Here is a 24,014-nt window from a genome sequence, read left to right on the forward strand (position 1 = left end):
TTTTTACCAAGATGAAAGGGCTGGTTGGCAGGTGGGACAAAGTTGTGCCAGATGCGGACATGACGCTTGATTATCATGATCTGTTTGATGCCGATTTTTACGCCGCCCGTTACGGCGTGCAGGGTGATGCTTTGGCGCATTTTGTGGCGCGGGGGGACCGGATGGGGCATGATCCCTGCCCCTATTTCAGCACGTCGTTTTATAAGGCGCGTTACCCCAATTGGGCCGCCCAAGGCGCGCGCACGGCGGTCGAGGATTTTCTGATCCGCACCGATCAGGGCCAGATAAGGCAGCCGCATCCGCTGATTGATCCGGGGTTTTATGTCGGCCATCACCCCGATCTGGCGGATTTGGGCGCGCAGGCGGCGCTGCATTTCATTCGCCATGGCGATCAGGAATTGCGTCGTCCTTCGGCGGGTTTTGATGCGGCGTTTTATGCGCGCTGTTATTTGCCGTTGGGGACGACGCATCCGTTTCGGCATTATGTCGTGACGGGGCAGGGGGTTCCTCGGCCCTGTGCGCGGGGGGATTATGGCGCATTGGGGCTGAACGCGCCGGACCGCGTGGTCATTGCCATTCACGATATGCAGGCGGCGGGGGTGCCGATGCTGGCGCTGAATCTGGCGCGGGAATGGGCGCGGGACGGGTGGCGGCCCCTGTTCATGACGCAGCGCGCGGGGCCTCTGTTCCCGCATTTTCAGGACATCGGACCCGTCGCGGTTCTGGCCGAGGGCTGGGACATCGCCGCAATCGCTGCGCGTCTGCCGGGTGATGTGCCAGTGGTGTTGGGGACCGCCGTTGTGGCCGATCTGGCGCAACATCTGGGGGGGCGGGCTTGCGTGCTGTGCCTGCATGAAATGCGGGATTACGCCGTGGCGCAGGGGCTCTTGGACCCGTTGCGGGATGCCCAAGCGGAGGGGGTGCAGATCATCGCGTCCTTTCCGCGGATGGCGGCGGCCTATGCCGGGGATCTGGGGCCGTTGCCGGTGCTGCGGCCCGGATTGACGCCGGCGGTGATCGACCGGGGGCGCGTGCGGGCGCTGCGGCGGCGGTTTGCGGGGCGGCCCGTGTTTATCAGCGCCGGTCATGCCGATTACCGCAAGGGGTTTGACCTGTTTCTGGCGGCGGCATGGGCGATCCGGGATCCGTTGCCGGATGCCGCGTTCATTTGGCTGGGCGCGCGGGACGGCTGGGCGCAAGGATTGGCGGATGAGGCCATGAAGCGGGGGCTGCACCTGATCCTGCCCGGTTTTGTGGATGATGCGGCGGCGTGGTATCGGGTGGCGGATGTGTATCTGTTAACCTCGCGCCAGGATGCGGGGCCGACCACAGCGATGCAGGCGGCGCAGGTCGGCACGCCCTTTGTCGGTTATGCCGCTGATATTGGGTTGATCGGTCAGGCGGAATCGGTGGGCCAGTTCATCGCGCCGGGCGATCAGGCGGGCTTTGTCGCGGCGGCTGTGGCCTCGGTCGGGGCGGGGGTGGGCCGTCGCCGCCAGATCCGGCGGTTCATCGCGTCCGAGGCCAGCTTTGCCGCCTATGCCCGCGCCGTTATGGCGCGTCTGAGGCCCCATCCAACAGACGATTAAGCGCGCGCCAGCGATCCACCGTCATCGCCGGATTGCCAACCATGCGCGCGCCGGGGGCCACATCGCGAACAACGACCGCCCCCACGCCAATAATCGCGCCGTCCCCGATGGTCAGCGGTCGGTCGGCGGTGCCATTGCCAATCACGGCGCGCGGCGCGATGTTGACCCCGGTCCCGATCGTGACATGGCCCAGAACGGCGGCGTCAATCCCGACCGTGGACCAATCGCCCACCGTCACATCATGGGCCAGCAATTCGCCCAATATCTGCGCGCCGGTGCCGATGCGGACATTGGGGCCGATGCGCACATGCGGCACGCAGACGCAGCCCGCGCCATAGGTCACATCGGCATCGGTGTGATATTGGCCGGGCGCCACAGCCGTGGCCAGCACGCCGCCCTGATCCCAGATCTGGCGGGCCATATGCTGGCGGATGTCGGGTCGCCCCGCGCCCAGCATCACCGGCACATCGGGATAAAGCCGCGCCCGGTCATCGGGCGAAATCACCGGCACGCCCAAGGGATGGGTGTGGCCGTGATCGACCTCGTCCACGACGGCGCGCAGGGTGACGCGCCCCTGCCAGAATGATTCCAGACCGGCAAGGATCATCTGCGCCGTGCCGCGCGCCCCAAACAGCACCAGATCGGTGAAATCGGTTGTTGATCTCATCACAGCCCCCGTAAGATTGCGCCGATGCGTGCCACATCGGTATCGGTGACGCCACCGTGAAACGGCAGCGCCATGACCTGCGGCGCGACGGTGGGGGCTGTGGGTTCCGTGCGGGCCGTGATGATGGGCGCATCGGGAAAGCAGGTTCCCGGCCCGCACAGCAGCGGGAAAGTATCGCGCGCCAGAATCCGTGCATCGGCCAGTGCGGCCACAGCAGAGGCGCGGCGTGCAGGCGGCAGGCGCAGCGCGTAATATAACAGGCTGTCGCTGACGCCTGCGCGCGCGCGATGCTGCCCCATCCCCGGCAGCGCCGCGTCATAGGCCGCGCGCAGACGCCCCCGCGCCGCGATCTCCGCATCCAGTTCGGGCAGCACGGCCAAGCCCATGGCGGCCGCCGATTCGGGCAGTTTCGCGTTGATTCCCGGCCCGGCCATGCGGCCATTCGACAGGCCGAAATTGCGCAGCCGGGCGATCCGCTGGGTCTGGCCGGGTGGGGGCAGAACGACCGCGCCACCTTCGCCGGTGTGAAACAGTTTCGTTGCGTGGAACGAAAACGCGGACGCATCGCCCCATTCGGAAATCGCGCGGCCCTGAACGGTTAACCCAAAGGCGTGCGCCGCGTCATAGGCCAGCCACAGCCCCGCATCACGCGCGACCGCCGCCAGCCCGTCCAGATCGCAGGGATGGCCCAGAAAATGCACCGGCAGAATCGCCGCCGTCCGGGGTGTGATCGCCGCCCGCGCCGCATCTGGGCACAGCGTCAGCGTGTCGGGGTCCACATCCGCAAAGACAGGCCGGAACCCGCACCACGCAATCGCCTGCGCCGTCGCGGCGAAACTGATGGCGGGGGTGATGATCTCGGCCCCCGGTGGCAGATCGCCCAAGCGCAGAGCCACCATCAGCGCCATGGTCCCCGACGACACCAACCCGATGGAACCGCCCCCCAGTCGCGGCGCAATCGCGCGTTCCAACCGTTGATGCAGCGGCCCGCCATTGGTCAGCCACCCCGCCGCCAGCGATTCCCCCATCAGCGCCGCCAGACGCACCGGGTCCGGCACAATCGGCTGGCCCACCGACAGGACGCGATCAGTCCTGTGCGTCGTCATAAAACGCCCCTGTGTCCAATGCCTTGCGCAGATCGGCATTGCGGCCATAGCTGCGCAGAAAGCGATTATGCGCTTTGACGCCACGGCCCGCAACGGGCAGGATGTGATGCCCCGAACCCGTGCAGCCCACCCCGATCATGCGTTCAATCGCATGGGCCAGCGTGCCATCCACCTGCCCGCTTTCGGGGGGGAAATGCGCCGGTGTCAGGTTCAGATCCAGAACCGGGCGCAGCGCGCTGACCCGGCCCCAGAACATCGACCCCACCGGAAAGCGCAGCATGTTATCATCGGGTAAAGGATCGGTCAGCCCCATGCGAAACGCCAATTCCCGTCCGATATCGTAATTCGCGCCCCAATGCGCGGCCTTTAACACGCCGCGAAAGGTCAGCGGAATGACCAGCCCCAGCCGGGGAATGGTCTGAAACAGCGACAAAATCCGGTTCGTCTGGTCACGCGACGGAAGCAGGCAATCCAGAATATGTTCCAGCCACTGATCCAACCGCCCCGAATGCAGCGATTTTTTCCCATGCAGATGCAGCACCACATCATGCGCATCATAGGCATCAGAAAAGGCAAACAGTTTGGGGTAAATATCGCGGCCCCGGTTTTCCGTGACGCGGATATCGGCATCGGGAAAGCTGGCGCGGATCAGCGCGGCCTTATCGTCGCCATCGGTCGAGATATAGACCCGCACCGGCGCGTCGATCACACTCAGCCGGTCCGCGAAAACCGGGGCCAGATCGGCATAATAAAGGTGCAGAAACACCCCCACAGGGCGCGCCATCGTGACACTGCGGGCGCGAGGCTGCAACCGCAGGCTGACCTTTTGCGCGTCGCGTGAAAACAGCGACGGCTGATGGTCCCATAGCGGGCGCTGCATCATGACAAAATTCAGAATGCGCGCCTGTTGCCCCGCAATCTGCGGCAGCGCAAAGGGGGATTGGCGGTCGGTTGCGGCCTCAACCAGCAGGCGGGCGCGCTGAAGCAGTGGCTCGGCCCCGGTGGCGGCGTCGGGACCGGGGGCCAACTGAACGATCTGGCGCAGATCCGCCGTCAGCGCGTGGATCACATCCGCATCGGATGGGGGAGGCACCGATACCCGCCGACCGGCGGCCAGATCATCCGCCGCCCGCACGATCTGAACAGCACTGGTCTGCATCGCCTGCACATCATCGATCGGCACCGACACAGATGCGGTTATCTCCGGGCGCGGCGCGCCAAAGGCCGGGCGCGCGACCTGCCCCTGATCCAGCACCTGCCGCGCATGGGCGATCAGATCGGCGGCGCGCGCGGCAAAGTTGTATCGCGTGCATACCCGGTCATGGCGCGCGCGGCGTTCGTCGGGACCGGGCGCGGGCTGGCTTAGCAGGTCGCGCAGCCGGGCGATCATCTGGTCGCAGGAATCCACCTGATGCAGGTCCGGCAGGTCAGGATCGCCAAATCCGCGCACCCGATCCGACACCACAGCCGCCCCCGATGCAAGCGCGTCAAAGCTGCGATTGCTCATCATGCCCAGTTCGGCCATGCGGGGCATATGGCTGTTCAGGATGATCTGGGCGCGCGCGTAAACCTGCGCCAACCCGTCGTAATCCAGATGCGGGCCGCGCCAGTATTCGGCCGGGATCGCGCCTTCCCATCCCGGCCCCCAGACTGACACCGGCAGCCCCGCGCGCACCGCCGCAATCACCTGCGGACGCGGCGCGCGTTTGTCCAAGGCGCCGACAAAGGCAATCGGCAGAGGCCCGCCATCCTGCGGCCACAGATCGGGGTTGAAATGCGCGGGGTCCGTCGCCTGCTGCATCACATGCGCGCGGACCTGCTGCGATTGCAGACGATGGGCCAGGCATTCGGACGCGCAAAACACCCCCTGATAACGGCGCAGCAAATCAAGCGACGCGAAATTCGGCGGGCTGATGATCCAGACCAGATTGGGCAGGCCCGTGACCGGTTCGGCCAGATGCGGGCCGACAATGCGCAGCACCACATCGTTATGGCCGGTGACGACGGGGTCTTCGTCGCGGTAAAACAGATGCGTTTCAGCCCCTTGGGCCTGCAACGCGCGCGCCAAGCCTTGCGCATATCCGGTATCGCCCCATCCATGACGAAGCGCGCGCCGACCGCTGATGCTGATATGGAAAACGACAGAACGGCCCATTCCGGTGTGCTACCCCGGTTTGGAACGTGATCCAAGCCCTGTTCATGGGCAACCCGCAGCGATCGGATGCCGCTGCGGGTCCGTTTGGGTCAGGCGTGGCGCGACCGGCGGCGGATCAGCCCCAACCCGGCCAGCCCCGTCAGCATCAACGCCACCGGCGCAGGCACCGGCACCGGCGCAATCGCGGGCGGGTCAGTGTCGATGGTCAAAGGCGTCTGCGTCCAGTTTTGCGCGCCGATCCGGGCAAAGGTCAGGCCGGTGACAAAGGCGCGGGTGTCGTTGGGGTCCACGCCCGCATCGGGATCAATTCCGGTGATGCGAAAGAAATCAACCGCATCGCGGCCCCATTGGCTGAACTGATACTGAATCCCGCCCATCAGGCCCAAAGCGATCGACAGAACCGACCCCTCATCGTCGCGCAGCCACAGATCATACAGACCTCCGCCGATATTTTCCGGCAGAATAAAGCTGGTGAAGCGCGTGTCGCCCTGCGTTTCGTAATCATAGCCGACCGTCACAATCGGGTCCGACCAGACGATCTGATCCAGCCGCGTGGTGGCATAGGTGAACACCCATGCGCCATCGAGCGAATCCGGCATCAGAGGGTTGTCGGATGACACGCCCGGCGTTTCTCCGCCCCGCACGGCAAAGGCGAAACGGCCCGCCTGTTCCAGGACCGGCCCGGTGTTCACCGGCCACAGATGCAAAGGCAGGTTGTTGCGGTTTTGCAGGTCCAGAACCGCCGCCGTCCCCGATCCGATCAGCTGCTGCGGCGCGGTGCGATCATCGCCGGTAAAGCCCGCATAGGCTGGCGTTCCGCCCAGACCGTTGGCCCCGCCGCTGGCGTCGCCGGTGGTCCAGTTCAGATCGTCATAGCGGAATTCAATGTCAAACGCATCGCCGGTCAGGTCGTAACGATCGCGCAAGACCAGCTGGAAGGTGTTGGTTTTGCTGGCATTTTGACTAAAGAACCCGACATCCTTCCACGTCACCACAAAGGTATCGGCCGCAGGCGCCGCGACATAGACATTGCCGCATTCCGCGCATCGCGTATCCACATCGGCCCAGAACGGCGCGATCATGGGGGTGGACAGCGACGCGAACCCTTCGGGGGTATAGGCGCCATAGGGCTGGTCAAAGGTGATGTTGCCGTTGTTATTAATGAAAATCCGGTCGGTTTTGCGGCCGCCAAAATCCACCTTGAACGGCAACTGGATTTCTTGCGTCGATCCGTCATCATTGCGCGTCATCGCCAACGTGCCAAAACCCGTATCCCCGCCCAGATTTGTGAACAGGGTTTTGTTGTCCAGATAGCCCGCCATATCGGCCAGCATATCGGCATGAAGGCGCGGGTCGCGTGGCAGGCTGACGTGCGTGATCCGGTCGTCTTCATACCGCGTTTCGGCATTCACGTTGATATTGGCGTCGCTGCCGTCCCACGTCACATTGCGTTCGCCGGCAATTATTCCGCCTCTCAAATCGTCCCAGACGTCCATGAGACGTCTGACTTGATAAACGCTTTCGGCTGATTTGACGTTTGCTGTCAGGTGAATGTCACCGCTGGACTTACCGGCATTCCAATAGCAGGTACTCGTCTCATCCTCGTCACCGCACCGCACCGGATCAATCAGATAAGCCCGTTCGACCGCGCGCGCGCCCAGATCATTAAGTTGATTAGCAAATCTCACCGCAGCATAGCCGCCCCGGCTGAATCCGGCGGTATAGATCGCCACATCTCCCAGATTGTTGACGAAATTCACTGCCTGTTCGACCTGATCCCACTGAAACAGACGGCTGAAATAGTTCATGCCCTGAAACGTGTCGCGCAGTTTTTTATTCAGGGTTTCCAGACCGCTTGGGGGTTCGACATTTGGCTCTCGCTGCTCAGCGAGACTATCAAACCCCTCAAAAAACACAAACGCGACCGGCTTTGCCTGCACCTGAGGGGTCAGCAGGGGCAGGGCCAGACAGGCCGAAAGCAGCAGAAATTGACGCATGGCATACTCTTTCACAGGAAATACTTTAACGATGGTAAACACGTTTTCGTGAAAACAAAGCGTTTTCTTGCCGCCGCGTCACTTTTCACTGTCAAGCGTTTTTTTTGGGCTTGGCCTTGTGCGCCTGCCGCCACAAGGATAGTGCAATTTCAGGTTGTTAAGGTGTGTCATGAATTCCCAATACGGCGAAACCATCCGATCGCAGGATGTGCACATCCCGTTTGATCCGCGAATCATCACCCCCCGAATCGAACGCCCTTTGCGCAACAACCGATACGAGGCGGGCGAAATCGCGCTGTTGCGCCGGGTGCTGCGGTCCGGCGATCGGGTGCTGGAGCTGGGCGCGGGCTTGGGCCTGTGTTCGGCCATTGCCGCCCTGACCCCGGACGTCGCCCATGTTACCACGGTCGAGGCGAACCCCGACCTGCTGCCTCTGATCCGCGAAACGCACCGCCTGAACGGCGTCAGCGACCGCGTCGATCTGCGTCACGGCTTGGCCGCCGCGCAGACCGGGCCGGCGCAGCCCTTTTATCTGCGCGCCGATTTCTGGGCCAGTTCGGGCGAACCCGAATCGCGCCCCTTTGACCGCGTGGAACAGGTGCCGGTGCTGGGGCTGAACGACCTGCTGGCCCAGACGCAGGCCAACGTCCTGATCTGCGATATCGAGGGCGCGGAACGCGACCTGTTCACCGGCGCCGACCTGTCGGGCTTGCGTCATATCGTGCTGGAACTGCACCCGCGCGTTTATGGCCCTCAGGGGGCGGCGGCGTTGAATATGGTGCTGGAATCGCAGGGTTTTTACGCGGTTCATCCCGACCAGCCGGGGCGGTCGGTGCAGCTGTTTGAACGCCGTGCGGATGTGGCCCATGTCCCGCCACCGGGCAGCCTGACGCCCGTGCGCCCCTGCCGCCTGTGGGCGCAGGCGGCAGCCCGGCCGCGCGTTCTGATCACCACCTGCATGAAGGACGAAGGCCCCTTTATTCTGGAATGGCTGGCCTGGCATCGCGCGATTGGAGTCACGGATTTTGTCGTCTTTACCAATGATTGCCGCGACGGCACCGACCGGATTCTGACCCATCTGGCGCAGAAAGGCGCGCTGACCCATCTGCCCAACCCCGCGCAGGCCGTGGGCAGCGGAGCGTTTCAGCCCGTGGCCTTGGCCTATACCCAGATGCTGCCGCAATTCGCCGCAGTCGATTTTGTGATCTCGGCCGATGTGGATGAGTTTCTGAACATCCGGGTCGGGCAGGGGCGGCTGATTGACCTGTTCGCGGCGACCGGGCCGTTTGACGCGCTGTCGGTGTCGGAACTGCATCACGGCGCGAATGGGCAGACCGATTTTCACCCCGGCTGGGTGCAGGATCAGTTTCCGCGCCATGAATCCGAAACCCCCGGCCTGCGCAAATCGCGGCGCGGTGTGAAAACCATCACCCGCCTGTCGCACCGGCTGATGCGGCTGCGCAATCACCGCCCCGATTTCTGCGATGCCGCGGTGCCTCCGATGTGGCTGGACGGGTCGGGGCGCGTGACCCAGTGGTTTCATGATGACCCGTCGGAAAACGGCAGCGATGCGCGCGGCTGTTACGATCTGGCGGTGCTGGACCATTACGCCGTGCGATCCTTGGGCAGCTTTTTGGTGAAAACGCAGCGCGGCGATGTGGTGGTGCCGGGGAAGCAGGTGTCGCTGCGATACTGGCGGATGCGCAACCGGTCGGAACAGGCGACCTCCGCCCCGCATCCGGCGGTGATGCAGGCGGCGCGCGATTATCACGCCCGCCACCATCAGACCGACCCCGACCTGATGGCGCTGCATGACGCGGCCTGTGACTGGCACCGCGATATGATTGGCGAACTGACCACGCAGCCCGATTATCAGGAACGGCGCGATTGGATTTTGCAGCACGCCTGGCCCGATGCCGCGCCGACCCCGACCTGACGCGGGGCGCGCGATGTTTCAGTTTCACCTGCTGACGCCCGAATGGCACACCACATCCACGCAGATCATCGCCGCTGTGGCGCGTCCGGGCGGCACGCGGTTTTATCTGCGCGGCGCGGTTGACACAGCGGCCCTGACGGGGGCAGAGGACGCAACCATCCGGCTGATGCGGGCCGCGCAGGGGGCGGCGATTGTCGATCTGGACCATGACCACCCGCCGCCGGTGACGCCTGCGCCTGCGCGCACCGATCTGTTGGCAGGGGGGCGGGTGATGATGGGGCATTGCAATGGCGAAGACCCCACGATCATCCGCGACTGGCTGGACTGGCACCAGACCCGCCACGGCGCGGATGGGGCACTGATCATCGACCGCGCGCCGCCCCGTCTGGCGCGGCGTCGGGCCGCCCGGCTGCGCCAGATGCTGCGCACGGATGACCGGCTGCGCGATCTGCGGGTGGTGGTGGTCAGTTGCGCCGCGCCTTTGGGGGTGGACGGCATGGGGCCGCAAGCGCATCCCTTTTTCGCCCCCGACGCGCCGTGCAAAGACCGCATGACGCCGCCCGCTGCCGATCCGTGGGCCTCGGTCCTTGGGTTTTGGCCGATCTTTGACCTGATGCGGGCGCTGTTTCTGGCCGATGCGGCGGCGGTCGCCCATACTGAAATCCACGACCTGATCGCGCGGGTGAACGGCAACACGGTCTTTGACGCGGCCCTAACCGCGCCAGAGGGGATCATCGGGCTGGTCGGGCAGCGGGTCTATCCGTGGGATCTGCGCGACCGGGCGGGGTTTGGCGATCATATTTGCCGCCGCTTTGACAGCGACGCGCGCGAAGGCCGGTGGTGCGCCGTCCCCGCCGCTCTGCCGCCGGACGCCGTCTGGCTGGTGCGCCGGATCGTGGGCGCGGCCCCACCCCGTCGGCATCTGCCGTTCTGGCGGTGTATGGCGCTGCGCCATCAGGGCGCGAAAATCAGCCAGATCGTGCCGAAATCATCGCTGATCCCCGACGCCACGCTGAGCGATCTGGCCCGCGATCTGGGCGCTCGGCCCGTTCCGGTGCCGGTCGCGGCCACGGCCACAACCGCCCCCGATCAGCGCCGCGTCTGCATTGTCACGACGATGAAAAACGAAGGGCCGTTTATTCTGGAATGGCTGGCATGGCATCGCGTCATCGGCGTGCGCGATGTGTTGGTTTACACCAATGACTGCACGGACGGGACCGACGACCTGCTGCGGCTGTTGCAGGATCGCGGGCTGTGCCAGTGGCGCGACAATCCGTGGCGCGACTTGCAGATGAAGCCCCAACATGCCGCGTTAGAGCAGGCCAACACCGAACCCTGCGTCACCGGCGCCGATTGGCTGATCTGCATGGATGTGGACGAATTTATCGCGGTCCATGCGGGCGACGGCACGCTGGCCGCTCTGTTCGACGCCGTTCCGGACGCGAATGTGATTTCAATGACATGGCGGCTGTTCGGGAATGGCGGCATTGATGATTTCGCCGACGCCATGGTGACGCAGCACTTCACCCAATGCGCGCGCGCCAGCAGCCCTAAACCGCATCAGGCCTGGGGGTTCAAAACGCTGTTTCGCAATGACGGGCTGTTTCGCAAATTGGGTGTGCATCGGCCCAAGGGGCTGCAACCCGGCGCCGTGGACCGTATTCGTTGGGTCAACGGGTCGGGCGACCCGATGCCGCCCGATCAATGGCGCACGGCGTGGCGATCCCACAGCGGCACGGTCGGTTATGATCTGGTGACGCTGAACCATTACGCCGTGCGGTCAACCGACAGCTTTCTGGTGAAACGCGACCGGGGCCGCGTGAACCATGTCAACCGCGACCAAGGCGCAGCCTACTGGTTTCGCATGAACCACAATGTCGTCACCGACACCCGCGCCCGGAGGATGGCGGCGCGGGTCGCGGCCGAATATGACCGCCTGCTGGCCGATCCGGTCGTCGCGGCCGCGCATCGCGCCTGTGTCGCCGCGCATCGCGCCCGCATCCATGATCTGAAACAGATGCCCAAATACCGCGATTTTTACGACGAACTGACCAGCCCCCGGATGCAGAAACTGGCGCGGCTGCACGGGCATTTCGGATCGGCGGTGTATTTGCAGGGGCCGCACTGCATCCCCGACGACGTGGTGGCGCGCGACCCGGATGATGCGTTTTTCTTTACCGTGGATGATCCGGGGGATGCGCAGCATTGACCACGCGGGCAGGGATCGGCGCGTCCTCGGGGGTGATGCCGTGGCGGCGCAGCGCCTGATCCAGAAAGCTGCCGCGACGGGGGCGGTTCTGTTCGGCCTCGTGCAGGCGCGGTTTCAGACGGCGCGCCCATAAATGCAGCGTCCGCGTCTGATCGGTCAGAAAATCCGCGCCGATGTCAAAGCGCGACAGGATGACTTTGTTCCGGTCGCGAAACGACACCGGGTAAAACACGCTCTGCGGCTGGGCATAGTCCCATTCGCCGGTTTCGCGCAGGTAATGGCTCAGCGCGGCGGGGCCGGTCAGGCCCCAATCCTGATGGGAAAAATGCACCGGCTCGCCCCGGTCGGCGGCGGCGCGCAGTTGGGCCTGCTGGTCGGGTTTCAGCCACGGCCCAATCGCATAGGGGTCGGCGATGAAATCCAACAGCCGCGCCAAGGTCGCGGATGACGCGGGCAGGCGCAGCGCCGCGTTGCAGACCTGATGCGGCTTTTCCAGCCCGAACACAAACGGCATGTCGAAATCCACCGGGCGGATGCACAGCATATCGGCATCCATCCAGACATAGTCGGTCCGCTGCATCAGATGCAGCCGCCAGATATCGGCGTGAATCGCGGGGCTGCCGGTGCGGGCGTGGCGGATGATCGTATCGCCGGGGAAAATGTCGCGCGCATCGCGCAGGGTCACGCCCGCAGGCGCATTCCCGATCAGGTCATAGCAATACAAAAACACCACATGCCCGGCATCAACGAATGATTTCAGGCATAGCTGTTCCAGCCATGACAGCCGCGTGCCAATCCACAGCGTCGCGATAACCGGCAGCCGGGACATGGGCCGCCGCGTCAGAACAGCGGCGGCAGATTGGCGAACGGGTCCGCCGGGGCGGATGTGGCAATCGTGGTGCCGGGACCGGACAGCGTGGCGATTTGCTGCGCCAGTTGCGACAGGGCCTGACTGGCCGCCCCCGCCGTGCCGCCCGCGCCCGGCTCCGCCACTGGCACGCGAATGTCAAAGCGGCGCACATGATTGGTCCCCTGCGCGCGGTCATCGGCGACGAAATACCGCCCCGACAGGCGATAATGCCCATCGGCCTGCGTCAGGGCGCGATCCACGCGCACCTGAATGACCCGGCGCGGCGGTTCGGCCAAAGGCCAGGGTTCGGCAATCACCGTCGCCCCCGACATATCCGAAATCGCGCCCGCCAAGGCGTTTGTGAAGGCGCGGCCCGGGCTGTCGGCCCAGATATTGTCGGGGTTTGACCGCACCGCGCCATCGGGGGTCTGAAACGCGACCTCTTGCCCCGACGCGTATTCGGGCAGGGATACGTCCTTCAGTTCGGCGGTCCCCAAGGCGTTCGGCACCCGGACCCCGGCGGTCGGCGGATCAATCAGCCAGCCGCCGGTTTTTTCGGGGTTGGAACAGGCCGCAACGACGGCAACAGCACACAAAGGCAGCAGGTGTTTCATCATGTCATCGTCCCAGAATAAAGGCGCGGGGGTTGCGTTCGATCATACGGGCGAGCGAGCCGAACGCCTCGGTCGCGCGGCGCATTTCGCGCATGGCCGCAATCGCTTCGTTGTTAAAGGGCGACCGGGGGCCATAGCCCGCAATCACCTGTTCGGTGCGCGCCGCCGTGGATTGCAGGCGCGTGACAAGCGCAGGCAGTTCCCGGACGGATGCCGCGACCTGATCCGCCGCCGCACTGGCCGAGGCAAGCGCCGCGTTCAGATTGCCCACTGCGCCGCCGTCGCGCAGATCATTCAACAGCCCCGTCATCGCCTGCAAAGTGTCGGACAGGTTGCGCGGCAGTTGTTCGGCGTCTTCGCTGCCCAGCATGGCGCGCAGATCGGCCAGAATCCCTTCGGCCTGCGCGCCAATCGCGGCGAAATCAATGTCGCGGACTTTTTCCGCGGTTTCGCTGATGGTGGCGACCATTTGCGGCGCGTTTTCGGTGGCCACACGCACCGATTCCATGGCGACGGCGGCTTCATCCACCATGCGGGCAATGGATTGGGCGGTGCCGGCGTCGTTCAGGTCGCGGCCAAATTCGCCGATATTGGCCAAGGCGTCGCGCCCTTCGTTCAGGGTGTCGCGCAGCGCGCCGGGCAAAGCGCGGGTTTCGTTCGAACTGGCAATCGCGGTGATGCTGTTCATCATTTGGGTGGCGGATGCCATCAAATCCTCGATCGGCAGGCGGCTGACGCGATCCATCAGACCCTGCGCGCTGCCGGAAAAGTCATCCAGACTGCCCGGCGCGGTCGGGATCATCGGGTTGGGTTCGGCGCTGCGGTCCAGCCGCCCCGAACCGGGATCGTCCAGATGAACCAGTTCCACCATCAGCGAGGTTCCCAGAAACCCGGTGCTGGCCACACGCGCGCGCAGCCCGTCCTGCACCGCCACATCCAGAAATTCCAATGCGTCATCGGCGGTTGCATCCGCCCCCAGCCCCATCAGCGACGGCGACACCGACAGGGTGACGCGCTGCTGCACGCGGGGCAGGTCGCTGCCGATGGGCGCATCCGTCACAGCGACCGCCAGATCCGTGACCTGACCCACGCGCAGGCCCTGAAATTGCACATCCGCGCCGCGCGTCAGACCGCGCAGGCTGTCATCGACCAGCATCGACAGGCGCAGTTGCGCGCCTTCCTGGTCGGCGAACAGGTTGTTGCGGGCGGTATCTTCGTCGGGTTGCACGGCAAAGATATGGCCGCGTTCCACCGGCTGCCCGCCGCTGATCATGGTGTCAAAGGCCACGCCGCCCTGCAACAGCGACGACAGCGAGCTGACATTCAGCGACAGCCCCGCCGCGCCCAGCGACACCGAAAAGCCCGAAATATCCCAGAACATGCTGGCACTGGTCAGGCGCTGATCATGGGGGGCCTCGATGAAGGCATCCGCAATCACGCGGTCGGCGCCGTCATCCAGTCGCAGATTTTCGATCCGCCCGACCTGCAAGCCCCGAAACAGCACCGGCGCGCCTTCGGACAGGCTTTCGGCTGATTGCATCGACAGCGCCACCCATGTGCCGGGCGTGTCGTTGCGCGTCAGCGGCGGACGGTCCAAGCCCACAAAGCGCGTCTCTGGCGCGGTCGGATCAGCGTCCCAATAGCCTTCGATAAAGGCACCGGTCAGCACCGTATCCAGCCGCGACACCCCTTGCGCGGATACCTGAGGCCGCACGATCCAGAACGACGCCTGATCGTCGATAAAGGGCGCGATGTCTTTGTTCACACGCACCGACACGACGACGCGGGCAAGGTCGTGGGTAAAGCGCACGGCCTCGACCCGGCCGACGACGATTTCGCGAAACCGCAGCGTGGTTTCCCCCGGCGTCACGCCGGTTGCGTCGGCAAATTCAATGTCAATCAATGACCCTCGGTCGCGAAACGACGTCCACGCAATCGCCAGCGTCACCACCAAGGCCAAAATTGGCACCAGCCAGACGATATTCACCCCCGCCTGCGCCGCGCGGGCGGCTGTTTTGCGCACCGGCCTTGCGGGTTTCAGCGGAGAAGGCGTGTCGGTCATGGCGGTTCCTTTTGGGTCAGATGCGGATGTGGTCAGGTGTTGGGCGCGCTGCGCAAGGGCAGGCCGCGCCAGATCAGGCGGGCGTCAAAACTTTGCGCGGCCAGCATGGTAAAGGCCACCGACAGCGCAAATGACACCGCCGCCGGGCCGGGATGGATGGACGCCACAAAGCCCAGTTGCACAAGCGCGGATAAAATCGCAACGACAAAAACGTCAATCATCGACCAGCGGCCAATAAATTCGACGATTTCAAACACCTTCAGCCGGGTATGCGCCTGACTGACCGTGGCGGGTTTGCCAGCCGCCAAAGCCAGCCAGATGATCGCGATGAATTTGCCAATCGGCACCACGATGGACGCCACAAACACGATGATCGCGATGTCCCAACTGCCATAGGCGATCAGTTCCAGCACGCCGCCGATGATCGTTGCCTCGGAATTGCCCGCAAGCCCGGCAAAGGTCTGGGTTTTCATCATCGGAAAGACGTTGGCGGGGATATAGGCGATGATCCCCGCAATCAGCCACGCCCAGACCGCCGACAGCCCGCGCCGGTCGGGCGGCACCAGCGACGCGCCGCAGCGCCCGCATTGGTGATCGTCGCGCGGCCAGACCCGGCCACAGGACCGGCAGCCAATCAACCCCGCACGATGCGCGGTCAGAACCGGGGCGATGTCGTGGTCGGGCGCGGTCATTCGGTGGGGATCCCTGCGTCTTCTATCGCGTCCCAGATGGATGTCTGGCACATGAACGCGCGCGACGCGATATTGACGAAGATCAGCGCGCAGAACGCCCAAAAGGCCGGTCCCATCTGCACGCTGGCCAGACCCGCGACCTTGACCAGTGCCACGGCGGTGCCGATCACGAAAATTTCCGCCATCGACCACGGGCGCAGCATTTCCGACCACCGGAACGCCGCCGCCGCATGGGCATAGGGCGCGCGCCCCTGCGCCAGCGGCACCAGCACATAGACCAGCAAAAACGCCCGCAGGATCGGCAGGCCAATGATCATCGCCAAGACCGCCAGAACCAGCGGCAGCAGCACCCCATCGGAAAAGGCAAGCGCCACATCGAACAGCGAACTGGCATTGCCGAAGCCACGGGCCGACACCTCAAGGAACGGAAAAAACACCGCGCCGATCAGCAGCACCATCGACGTAAAGGCCAGTGCGATCAGCTGCCCGAACGCGCCCTGACGCGGACGCGCCAGCACATGCCCGCAGCGGATGCAGCGCGCGGTTTCCCCGGCGGTCAGATCATCCTGCACATGCAGCGCATCGCATTTCGGGCAGGCGATCAGCCCGTCCCCCGTTTTCAGATCATACTGCGCGGCGTTATCCATGCCGTGATACATAAATCAGCCCCATCCCGGCGCAAGCCCGTTAATGCTGTGCGCCCGGACGCGCGGCCGATGTCAGCACCACCTGACGCGGATCGGGGGCCGGGGCGGGGTCAACCGTTTCAATGTTAAACCGCAATTCCAATTCATAGGTGCCGGGCGTCTGGTTTTGCTGCGCGGTGCCGTCCAGTTGCATGGCAAACGCCTCGATCAGCTGGCTGCCAAGACCCGTGCCTTCGGCGTCGCTGCGTGCATCGCCCACGGAATTGGCAATCGACAGCACCGCAACGCCCGGTTCCGGGGTGGTCAGCGACACCCGCACCCATGACGCCGTTTCCCCCGGCGCGGGGGATGCGTATTTCAGCGCATTGGTCACCGATTCCGTCGCCAGCAGGGTTAACGGCACCGCCTGATCCGGCAACAACGTCAGAGGCCGGATTTGCGTATCCACCCGCAGCGATTCCCCCGGGCGCGTGGTGGCGTTGACCATCTGGTTCACGATGTCACCAATCAGACGCCCCGCATCGACCGCATCCAGCTGTTCGGCCTGATACAGATTGCGGTAAATCGTGGCCAGAGCCGCAACCCGATCCTGCACCGATCGCAGCACACGTTTCGCGTCGGGATCGTCAATCAGGCGGCTTTGCATATTGATGATCGACGCGATCAGTTGCAGGTTGTTTTTGACGCGGTGATGAACCTCTTTCAGCAGCACGGTTTTTTCGGAAACGGCGCGTTCCATTTCCTCTTCGTCGCGGATCAGGATGCGGGCCATGTTGTGAAAGGTCTGGCTCATATCCGTGATCTCGGTCGGCGCGCCGCGCAGAACCGGAGGCGGCGCGTCCCGGCTGCCCAGCGCAAAGCGCCGCATCTGGCCACGCAGCACGCTGATATGGCGCAGAACCAGCCGGAACACCGCGAAATAGGCGACCGCCAGCGACGCCGCCCACAGCGCCACCGGCAACAGGATCGCGCCAAAGCGCGACACCGTCAGCGCGTCCAGACCCACCACGGCGGGCGACCAGCTGCCCAAGGCGTAAACCAGCCCCGGAACCACCGAAACCACTGTGAAAATACGCTTTTCCCCGTTTTCGGTCGTGCCGCGAAAGGTGGTTTCGCCCTGCTGCGCCACGGCCAACAGATCGACCCCCACCGGCAGAATATCGACGTAATCGCGGGATTCGGATTCGGTGGCCAGAAATTCGCCCAGATTGTTAAAGGTGATGACCCGCGCGCCATCGGTGCCGAAATAGGCCGCATGGGTGGACCGCAACAGATCATGCGTCAGCGACACCGTGGTATAGCCCAGCAATTCGCGGTTTTCATACAGCGGCTGCACGACCGCGCGCCCGCTGATGATCCCCTGATCCAGCGACATCACCGTGGTGGTCGGGTCTTTCAGGAATTTGTTCCAGGCGGGCGATGCGTGCAGGTCGATCAACTGCCCCTGCTGGCTGGCCGCGCTGCAATTGGTGTAACCCTCAATCGACACAAAGGCCGCGGACACATAGGTGGCGCTGCGTTCGACAAATTCCGCCATCAGATCCGAACAGGTCGCCGGGTCGTCGCGGGTGCGCAAAACCGCCGGACCCATGGCATCGGCCGATCCCAAGGCGCTTTGCAACAGCGCGCGTTCGCCCGATGCGGCGGATGCGGTGCGGCCCAGCAAAGCGATTTCGGCGGATCGTTCCGCCTCGCGCGACAGGTTCAGGTTCTGGACCAGCGAAATCAGGCCGATGGGCAGGATCGCCACCGATAACAGCGCGCCCAGACGAAAGCCCAGCTTGCGGGTGAAATCCAGACGGTCAGACACACCCGTCAGCATGGGTTTATCGCATCACAGGCTGCGACGCGGCCATCACGGCCAGCGTTGCCTGATCGGTCATGTCCAATTCCTGCGCATCATCCAGATGCAGCAATTCCGCCAGCTTGCGCCGCCCGCGATTGGCGCGCGATTTCACGGTGCCGACGGCCACGCCGGTCATATCGGCGGCCTCTTCGTAGGAAAAGCCCGATGCGCCGACCAGAACCAAGGCTTCACGCTGTTCGTCAGGCAGTTTTTCAAACGCGGCGCGGAAATCACGCATCGCCAGTCGCCCGTCATGTTCGGGCCGCGTGGCCTGACGTGCGGCGTGGATGCCGTCGCTGTCGCTGACTTCGCGTTTGGTTTTGCGGCGCGCGGAATAAAAAGTGTTGCGCAAAATGGTGAACAACCACGCCCGCAGATTGGTGCCGGCCTGAAATTTGTCGATATTCGTCCACGCCTTGACGATGGTGTCCTGCACCAGATCGTCCGCCGAGGCGCCTTCGCGGGTCAGCGACAGCGCAAAAGCACGCAGCGCGGGCAGGTGGTCAACCAGCTGATCGCGCGGGTCAGAGGGGGTGTTTGTCATATCATGCAGCCGTCAAAAAAGGGTGGCGGGCAAAAACGGGCGAAGGACAGATCAATCCTGTTCCTTCAACTGCCGCAGCAGATCCAGAAAACGATCAGGCACCTGTTCGTTCACATCCTGATCGTAAACACGTTTCAGGTTTTCATCAATTTGCTGTTCCACGGCAGACCTCCGTCGGTCCTTTTTGATAGGCGTCATTTAGTGTTGTCCCGACAAATCTTGTGCGCACGTGATGCAACCTTTAGGGGGGGAAGTTGGTTCCCTGCAATACGCGAAAAAAAGGATAAACCATGTCTGCTGCCGATCTGGCCCAATCCATCGGGCGCGAACTGCCTTTTCTGCGGCGTTACGCACGCGCCCTGACAGGCAGCCAAAGCGCCGGTGACAATTACGCTGCCGCCACGCTTGAAGCGATTTTGTCCGACCGTTCCGTCATGGACGGCGAAGACGATGTGCGCATCGCGCTGTTCAAAACCTTTCATGTGATCTGGCAAAGCTCGGGTCAGCCGGTGGCGGAATCGGATCAGACCAGCCGCGAACGTGCCGCACAGGATCACCTGCGCGGGCTGACGCCCAATTCCCGCGAAGCCCTGTTGCTGCGCAGCATCGAAGAATTGCGCCCCGACCAGATCGCCCGCGTCATGCAGATTTCGACCGACGAGGCCGAGGAACTGATCCAGATCGCCCTGACCGAAATGGGCAACGCGCTGCGTGGCAAGGTCATGGTGATCGAAGATGAAATGATCATCGCCATGGACCTGAAGGGCATCGTGCAGGCCATGGGCCACAGCGTCACCGGCGTGGCACGCACCCACAGCGCCGCCATCGAACTGGCCGGCAAAGAACGCCCCGATCTGATTCTGGCCGATATTCAGCTGGCCGATGGGTCGTCGGGCGTGGATGCGGTCAACGAATTGCTGGCCAGCATGGGCGACATTCCGGTGATTTTCATCACCGCCTTCCCCGAACGCCTGCTGACCGGCGAGCGCCCGGAACCGGCATTCCTGATTTCCAAACCCTATAACGAAGAACAGGTGCGTTCGGCGGTGTCGCAGGCGATGTTCTTTGCCTCGACCGAAGGTTTGGCGTAACGGATGGGTCGCCGCCTTAATCTTTGGCGGCGGCGGCCTCGGCCCGCAATTCGGCGATGTTTTTGCGGGCCTCGCGCGCTTGTTGCAGGCGGCGGCTGCGGGCCAGTTCGACATTGATCACCGCGCCCAGCAGCACGGAAAACCCCGCCAGATAAAACCACATCAGCAGTGCCACCACCGTGCCGATGGACCCGTAAATCCGGTTATAGCTGTTGAAACTGGACAAATACGCCGAAAACGCAATCGACCCCGCCGACCACAGCACCGCCGCAAAGACCGCGCCCCATGTGAAAATCCGCGTCCGTGGCGTTTTGACATTGGGACCATAACGATACAGCACCCCAATCACGATAATCACCAGAACGAACATCCCCGCCCAAGGCAGCGCGGTGATGAGCCACGACCGCACCGGCGCAAAGACGAAAAAGTTCAGGACCAGCGGCACAATGACAATCGTGGCCAGCCCGGCAATGGAAATGCCCACAATCACCAGCGTCAGCACATAGGCCAGAATAAAGCCGAAAATCGTCGAATGGGCGCGCACACCATAGGCCGCGTTCAGCCCTCGGATCAGCGCATCCACGCCTGCGCGCGCGGCAATCGTGGCGATCATGAACGACACAAACGACGTCCATCCCATCGTCGTGCGCCCCTGTGACGTCACCGACAGCACCTGATCATCGACGATTTCCTGCGCGCCTTCGGGCATGAATTCATGCGCAACCGCCAGATAGGTCAGCACGATTGTGGGGTCGAACCACAGGCTCCATAACGCGACGATGGCGCCGATGCCGGGAAAGACCGCGAACATGGCGTAAAACGCCACCCCCGCCGCAATCAGCGACATATGCGTTTTGTCCATCCGTTCAATCACGGCACCCCAGAATGTGCGGGTTTCCCGGAACCAGTTCAGCATCATTGCATCCTGCGCGTGATCCAATACGCCTTATCCCCCATGCGCGCGATAAAATCGGCATGGGCCTGTTCTTCGTCCGCCGTCAGACGCGAGGGCAGGGGGCGGGGACGCGGCGCGCGGGGTTTGGTGGTCTGTGTCTGCGTGGTGGTTGTGGTTTCGGGACCGGCCAGCACCAGATCCGGTTGCCGACCGCCGATCAGTTCCAGATACACCCCGGCCAGCAATTCGGTATCAATCAACGCCCCGTGCAGGTCGCGGCCTGAATTGTCCACTCCGAACCGGCGGCACAGCGCATCCAGCGACGCAGGCGCGCCGGGAAATTTGCGTTTCGCAATCGCCAGCGTGTCGATCACGCGCGCGGGGTCCAGTGGCGGATGGCCCAGACGGCCCAGCTCCATATCCAGAAAACCGCGGTCGAAATTGGCGTTATGTGCGATCAGTTTGGAATCCGGGCCGATAAAGTCCAGCCAATCTTGGGCGATTTCGGCAAATTTCGGTTTGTCATGCAGAAAATCATCGCCCAGACCGTGAACCTGAAAGGCATCGTCCGGCATCGACCGTTCAGGGTTGATATAGACGTGAAAGGTGCGGCCCGTGGGCAGGTGGTTGATCAGCTCCATCGCGCCGATTTCGACGATGCGATCACCGCCTTTCGGGTCAAAGCCGGTGGTTTCGGTATCGAACACAATTTCACGCATGGGCCACCTGTCGGATAATCTGATCCACCGCCCTACGGGCGGATTCGACAGTATCGGTGGGGATCACCCAATCGGCAAGCGCGCGTTTGTCCGCATCGGCCATTTGTCGCGCGACGATCATGTCAAAGGTTTCCGCCGTCATGCCGGGGCGCGCCATCACGCGGGCGCGCTGCGTTTCGGCGTCCACGCTGACCACGGCGACGCCATCCAGCCCCAGACGGCCCGCGCCTTCGAACAGCAGCGGGATGTCCAAGACAATCAGCGCCGCATCGCTGTGGGCGGCGATAAAGGCGCTGCGATCCGCGCCGACCAGCGGATGCACGATGGATTCCAACCGGGTCAGCGCGCCGGGATCGGCGGCCAGTTCAGCCCGCAACGCCGCGCGGTCAATGCCGCCATTGTGCAGCGCCGCCGGGAACGCATCCGAAACCGGCCCGACCGCCGCACCGCCGGGCGCATAGAGGTGATGCACCGCCCGGTCCGCATCCCAGACCGGAAAGCCCGCATCCCGGAACATCTGCGCGGTCGTGGATTTCCCCATGCCAATGCCGCCCGTCAGCCCAAGGATAAAGGTCATCCCAGCACCACCTGTCGGGTTTCCTCGTCCACATCGGGGCGATGCCCGAACCAGCGTTCAAAGCCCGGCGCGGCCTGATGCAGCAGCATCCCCAGCCCGTCCACGATCTGACAGCCGCGCGCGGCGGCGTCCGTCAGAAACGGCGTCATCAGCGGGGTATAGACCAGATCCGTGACGACCGCCGCCGGTGACAGCGCATCCAGAGGCACCCTCAGGGGGGCCTTACCCTCCATCCCCAGCGATGTGGCGTTCACCACGGTGCTGGCCCCGTCCAGCATATTGCCCGCCTGCGCCCAGTCATAGACGACCAGCCGCGCGCCAAATTCGGCCTTGATCTGTTCGGCGCGCAGGCGGGTGCGGTTGGTGATGCGCAATTCCTTGACCCCCGCATCCAAGAGCGACGCGACAACCGCCCGCGCCGCGCCGCCCGCGCCAATCACCGCCGCCGGTCCGGCATCAGGCTGCCAATCGGGCGCGTATTGCCGCAGATTGGCGATAAATCCGTAACCATCGGTATTATCAGCGTGAATTTTGCCGTCCGGCCGGAAAATCAGCGTATTCGCCGCCCCGATCAGCGCCGCGCGATCCGTGACGGTATCGGCAAGGGTCAGAACGGCCTCTTTGTGCGGGATGGTGACGTTCGCGCCGACAAAGCCCGCGCGGGGCAGGATGCGCAGCACCTCGGCCAGATGTTCGGGCTGCACGGGGATGGGGACGTAATGACCGGGCAGGCCATACCGCGCCAGCCAATGCCCATGCAGGCGCGGCGAACGGGAATGGGCAATCGGCATCCCGATCACACCCGCAAGGGGGGCGTGCCGGATCTGGGACAGGGGCTGATCTTCGGACATCATACCAACGGAAACGGTTCCTTTCGGACAGATTAGGCGGGGAATCGGGCGGGGGGAAGGGCAGGGCGGGGGTTTTCGTGCCTCTGTGGCGCGATGGTGCCTGTGGATAAGTCTGGGTGGGAATCGGGTTAAGCCTTGGTGATGGATGGGGGGATCGCGGAGGGGGGCGATTTTACCCACTGAACGCGGCGGGAACGCGGGGTTATCATCCACAGGGGGATAACTGCACGGGCCGATGGGCCGCGTCTGTGGGTAAGTGTGATCTTCACGGGTTATCCGCAGATTTATCCACAGATTAGATTGTTGATTTTGCAAAATTTTCGAACGTTATTGGTGATTTTCGGGAATCTTACCCACAGGGCTGATTCTGGGGAAAAGAGCCGGGATAACGGCGTGATCCACTGATCCACAGGGCCTACTACATCATCATTTCTTTTCTTTCTTTTCTTATTTAAGTGAAAGGGAAAGAGGTGCTGCGATGTTCGACGGACTGTTCGTGATCTATCCCTATGTGAAGGCGTTTCACGTCATGGCGGTAATATCGTGGATGGCGGGGCTGTTTTATTTGCCCCGGTTGTTCGTGTATCACGCGGAACGTGGGGGCGGGGTGGAACCTGTCGCCAGTTTTGTGATCATGGAAGAAAAGCTGTTGCGGGTGATTATGAACCCCGCGATGATTGCGGCATGGATCAGCGGGCTGATGATGGTGATCGCGCTGGGCCCGGGGATTTGGGCGCATCTGTGGCCCTGGGTCAAGGCGGGTTGCGTGATCGGCATGACCTGGTTTCATATGTGGTGCGCGGGCGAACGGCGGCGGCTACTGGCCGGTCAGGTCCGCACTGGCCGTTATTACCGCATGATGAACGAAGTGCCGACGCTGCTGATGCTGGGGATCGTGACGGCGGTGATTATTCAGTATTGATTGACTCGAGGCCCGTTCCGGCGTAGGTCAAGGCCAAGCCCCGCC

The 24,014-nt window shown here is 63.6% G+C and carries 21 protein-coding genes; 5 read left to right on the forward strand and 16 right to left on the reverse strand.

Annotated features, from left to right (window positions below; translation table 11 throughout):
• The first annotated feature begins 59 nt into the window (after positions 1-59).
• Complete coding sequence (locus Q4G20_RS06045; protein WP_303342498.1) at positions 60-1,589, forward strand: glycosyltransferase; 1,530 nt, start codon at positions 60-62, stop codon at positions 1,587-1,589.
• On the opposite strand, the gene Q4G20_RS06050 is transcribed toward Q4G20_RS06045, so the two are convergent.
• The 4 genes from Q4G20_RS06050 to Q4G20_RS06065 form a co-directional block, all read right to left on the reverse strand.
• Entirely contained in the window at positions 1,552-2,256 is a 705-nt protein-coding gene (locus Q4G20_RS06050; protein ID WP_303342500.1) for an acetyltransferase, read from the reverse strand. The genes Q4G20_RS06045 and Q4G20_RS06050 overlap by 38 nt on opposite strands.
• Positions 2,256-3,362: a DegT/DnrJ/EryC1/StrS aminotransferase family protein gene (locus Q4G20_RS06055; protein ID WP_303342501.1), complete on the reverse strand. Its 1,107-nt coding sequence runs from the start codon at positions 3,360-3,362 to the stop codon at positions 2,256-2,258. The genes Q4G20_RS06050 and Q4G20_RS06055 overlap by 1 nt, the downstream gene beginning before the upstream one ends.
• A complete protein-coding gene (locus tag Q4G20_RS06060; protein ID WP_303342503.1) occupies positions 3,343-5,517 on the reverse strand; it encodes a rhamnan synthesis F family protein in 2,175 nt (724 codons plus the stop codon). The genes Q4G20_RS06055 and Q4G20_RS06060 overlap by 20 nt, the downstream gene beginning before the upstream one ends.
• An 89-nt stretch (positions 5,518-5,606) precedes the next feature.
• Positions 5,607-7,514, reverse strand: coding sequence for a nidogen-like domain-containing protein (locus Q4G20_RS06065; protein WP_303342505.1), 1,908 nt, complete (start codon positions 7,512-7,514; stop codon positions 5,607-5,609).
• Between the two features lie 169 nt (positions 7,515-7,683).
• Here Q4G20_RS06065 and Q4G20_RS06070 point away from each other — a divergent pair, with 169 nt between their 5' ends.
• Entirely contained in the window at positions 7,684-9,450 is a 1,767-nt protein-coding gene (locus Q4G20_RS06070; protein ID WP_303342506.1) for an FkbM family methyltransferase, read from the forward strand.
• Positions 9,451-9,463: 13 nt separating this feature from the next.
• Positions 9,464-11,659 carry a glycosyltransferase family 2 protein gene (locus tag Q4G20_RS06075; protein WP_303342507.1) on the forward strand — a complete coding sequence of 732 codons (2,196 nt, stop codon included), beginning with the start codon at positions 9,464-9,466 and terminating at the stop codon, positions 11,657-11,659.
• Here Q4G20_RS06075 and Q4G20_RS06080 read toward each other — a convergent pair.
• Genes Q4G20_RS06080 through Q4G20_RS06115 form a run of 8 tightly spaced genes read right to left on the reverse strand, consistent with a single transcriptional unit; the run spans position 11,625 to position 19,076 of the window.
• Positions 11,625-12,488, reverse strand: a complete 864-nt coding sequence (locus Q4G20_RS06080) for a hypothetical protein (RefSeq protein WP_303342508.1) — start codon at positions 12,486-12,488, stop codon at positions 11,625-11,627. The two genes, Q4G20_RS06075 and Q4G20_RS06080, sit on opposite strands and share 35 nt — an antisense overlap.
• A gap of 11 nt (positions 12,489-12,499) precedes the next feature.
• Positions 12,500-13,126 carry a membrane integrity-associated transporter subunit PqiC gene (locus Q4G20_RS06085; protein WP_303342509.1) on the reverse strand — a complete coding sequence of 209 codons (627 nt, stop codon included), beginning with the start codon at positions 13,124-13,126 and terminating at the stop codon, positions 12,500-12,502.
• Position 13,127: 1 nt separating this feature from the next.
• The gene (locus Q4G20_RS06090) at positions 13,128-15,185 is read right to left on the reverse strand and encodes an intermembrane transport protein PqiB (RefSeq protein ID WP_303342511.1); all 2,058 of its coding nucleotides are present in this window, start codon (positions 15,183-15,185) and stop codon (positions 13,128-13,130) included.
• A gap of 32 nt (positions 15,186-15,217) precedes the next feature.
• Complete coding sequence (locus Q4G20_RS06095; RefSeq protein WP_303342513.1) at positions 15,218-15,877, reverse strand: paraquat-inducible protein A; 660 nt, start codon at positions 15,875-15,877, stop codon at positions 15,218-15,220.
• Positions 15,874-16,536, reverse strand: a complete 663-nt coding sequence (locus Q4G20_RS06100; protein WP_303342515.1) for a paraquat-inducible protein A — start codon at positions 16,534-16,536, stop codon at positions 15,874-15,876. The genes Q4G20_RS06095 and Q4G20_RS06100 overlap by 4 nt, the downstream gene beginning before the upstream one ends.
• Positions 16,537-16,564: 28 nt before the next feature.
• The gene (locus tag Q4G20_RS06105; protein WP_303342516.1) at positions 16,565-18,346 is read right to left on the reverse strand and encodes a sensor histidine kinase; all 1,782 of its coding nucleotides are present in this window, start codon (positions 18,344-18,346) and stop codon (positions 16,565-16,567) included.
• Between the two features lie 4 nt (positions 18,347-18,350).
• Positions 18,351-18,914 carry an RNA polymerase sigma factor gene (locus Q4G20_RS06110; RefSeq protein ID WP_303342519.1) on the reverse strand — a complete coding sequence of 188 codons (564 nt, stop codon included), beginning with the start codon at positions 18,912-18,914 and terminating at the stop codon, positions 18,351-18,353.
• 51 nt (positions 18,915-18,965) lie between these two features.
• The gene (locus Q4G20_RS06115; RefSeq protein ID WP_368660784.1) at positions 18,966-19,076 is read right to left on the reverse strand and encodes a NepR family anti-sigma factor; all 111 of its coding nucleotides are present in this window, start codon (positions 19,074-19,076) and stop codon (positions 18,966-18,968) included.
• Positions 19,077-19,204: 128 nt separating this feature from the next.
• Between Q4G20_RS06115 and Q4G20_RS06120 the strand changes: the two genes are divergently transcribed.
• On the forward strand, positions 19,205-20,005 hold the full coding sequence (locus Q4G20_RS06120) for a response regulator (protein WP_303342522.1): 801 nt from the start codon (positions 19,205-19,207) through the stop codon (positions 20,003-20,005).
• A gap of 16 nt (positions 20,006-20,021) precedes the next feature.
• Here the strand turns inward: Q4G20_RS06120 and Q4G20_RS06125 are convergent, their stop codons facing one another.
• From Q4G20_RS06125 to Q4G20_RS06140, 4 genes are read right to left on the reverse strand one after another with little or no spacing between them, the layout of a single operon-like run.
• On the reverse strand, positions 20,022-20,924 hold the full coding sequence (locus Q4G20_RS06125) for a YihY/virulence factor BrkB family protein (protein WP_303342524.1): 903 nt from the start codon (positions 20,922-20,924) through the stop codon (positions 20,022-20,024).
• Positions 20,921-21,619, reverse strand: coding sequence for a DNA polymerase III subunit epsilon (gene dnaQ / locus Q4G20_RS06130; RefSeq protein WP_303342525.1), 699 nt, complete (start codon positions 21,617-21,619; stop codon positions 20,921-20,923). The genes Q4G20_RS06125 and dnaQ overlap by 4 nt, the downstream gene beginning before the upstream one ends.
• Complete coding sequence (gene coaE / locus Q4G20_RS06135) at positions 21,612-22,196, reverse strand: dephospho-CoA kinase (RefSeq protein WP_303342526.1); 585 nt, start codon at positions 22,194-22,196, stop codon at positions 21,612-21,614. Before coaE ends, dnaQ begins: the two co-directional genes overlap by 8 nt.
• Positions 22,193-23,047: a shikimate dehydrogenase gene (locus tag Q4G20_RS06140; RefSeq protein WP_303342671.1), complete on the reverse strand. Its 855-nt coding sequence runs from the start codon at positions 23,045-23,047 to the stop codon at positions 22,193-22,195. The genes coaE and Q4G20_RS06140 overlap by 4 nt, the downstream gene beginning before the upstream one ends.
• A gap of 478 nt (positions 23,048-23,525) precedes the next feature.
• On the opposite strand from Q4G20_RS06140, the gene Q4G20_RS06145 reads away from it, so the two are divergent.
• A complete protein-coding gene (locus tag Q4G20_RS06145; RefSeq protein WP_303342527.1) occupies positions 23,526-23,969 on the forward strand; it encodes a CopD family protein in 444 nt (147 codons plus the stop codon).
• The last annotated feature ends 45 nt before the right edge of the window (positions 23,970-24,014 follow it).

It is taken from the genome of Paracoccus sp. (in: a-proteobacteria), assembly GCF_030538495.1.
Taxonomy (GTDB): domain Bacteria; phylum Pseudomonadota; class Alphaproteobacteria; order Rhodobacterales; family Rhodobacteraceae; genus Paracoccus.